1 protein-coding gene is annotated in these 1,647 nt (G+C 68.2%); it reads left to right on the top strand.

All coding sequences use genetic code 11. The annotated features are described in order from the left end of the window. Positions 1–1,607 (top strand): exodeoxyribonuclease V subunit alpha (gene recD / locus K0F85_RS17575; RefSeq protein ID WP_257572846.1); only part of this gene is annotated, 1,607 nt, incomplete at its 5' end. Positions 1,608–1,647 lie beyond the last annotated feature (40 nt).

Below are 1,647 nucleotides of genomic sequence, written 5' to 3'. Positions count from 1 at the left end.
CCGATGTGTGCCAGCCGCTGGTGCTCGATGGCGAGCGCCTGTACCTGCGCCGCTACTGGCGCGACGAAAGCCTGGTGGGCGAGAAAATCGCCGTCCGTGCCCAGGATTTGAGCAGCCCTCCGCTGGCGCAGGTGCGGCAATGGCTGGACATCCTGTTCGACCAGCCGACCAAGGATGGTGGCCCGGACTGGCAAAAGGTGGCGTGTGCCATCGCCCTGCGCAGCAAGGTGGCCATCATCACGGGCGGGCCGGGGACAGGAAAAACCTACACGGTGGCGAGCCTGTTGACCTTGCTGTTTGCCGTCTCGCCGCAGCCGGAGCAGTTGCGCATCGCGCTGGCCGCACCGACGGGCAAGGCGGCAGCGCGGCTGAAACAGTCGATCGACAAGGCGCTCGAAGGGCTGGCGGCGAAGGCGGGCGAGGCGCTGCCCCTGCTGGAACTGGCGCGGCGCATGGGCGCGGCGCGCACCCTGCATAGCTTGCTGGGCGCGCGGCCCGATACGCGCGCCTTTGCCCACCACGCGGGCAATCCGCTCGACGTCGATGTGCTGATCGTCGATGAAGCGTCGATGGTGCACCTGGAGATGATGGCCTCGGTGCTCGACGCCTTGCCACCGACGGCCATCTTGATCCTGCTGGGCGACAAGGACCAATTGGCGTCGGTGGAAGCGGGCGCCGTGCTGGGCGACTTGTGCCACGACGCCCAGGCGGGCGCTTACACGCCTGCCACCATCGCGTATGCGCAGGCGGCCAGCGGCGTCGCCATTCCGCCCGCCTTCGCGGGAGTGGCGGGCGCGCTGGCGCAGCAGACGGTAATGCTGCGCCACAGCCACCGTTTCAGCGGCCCGATTGGCGAACTGGCGCTAGCCGTGAACGGCGGCAGGCCCGATCTGGCCAAGGCCTGCTTCGCTGGCGACAGCGGCGGCCAGCTGGCGTGGAGCGTGCCGGCGCAGCAGGACGAGGTGCTGCGCCTCGCCTTGCGCGGACGTGCGGATGCGCCGGGCGGTTATCAGCCCTATCTGGCGCTGCTGAACGCCGGTGAGGAAGGCTACGCGCAGCATGACGACTGGGTGCGCGCCGTGCTGCACGCCTTTGAAGCGTTCCGCATCCTGTGCGCCGTGCGCGAAGGCGAGTGGGGCGTGGCGGGCCTGAACACGGCCATCGAGCTGCGGCTGGAAAAGGAAGGGCTGATACGCCGCAGCGAATGGTATGTGGGCCGTCCCGTGATGGTCACGCGCAACGACTACGGCACGGGCGTGTTCAACGGCGACATCGGCCTGACCCTGCGCGACCCGGCGCGGCCAGGGTCATTGCGCGTATATTTTTTGGAAGGCGAGAACGTGCGCAGCGTGCTGGCCACGCGTTTGCGCCATGTGGAAACGGCGTTCGCCATGACGGTGCATAAATCGCAGGGTTCGGAATTCCGCCATACTGTGCTGGTGCTGCCGCAGGAAGGCGGCGCCATGCTGGCGCGCGAACTGGTCTACACGGGCATCACGCGCGCGCGCGACTTCTTTACCCTCGTCTCGCCCACGCAGGCCGTGCTGTTCGACGCGATTCTGCGCCGCACGCAGCGCGCCAGCGGGCTGCGCGGCTTGATCGGCTGATCGACTTCGCCAGCTTCGCCTTGGCCACCAGCGCTGGATT

The sequence above is a fragment of the Janthinobacterium sp. UMAB-56 genome, assembly GCF_900095265.1.
Lineage (GTDB): Bacteria > Pseudomonadota > Gammaproteobacteria > Burkholderiales > Burkholderiaceae_D > Janthinobacterium.
Note: the sequence above shows the minus strand (reverse complement) of the source record. Positions and strands in the feature narration are given on the sequence as shown.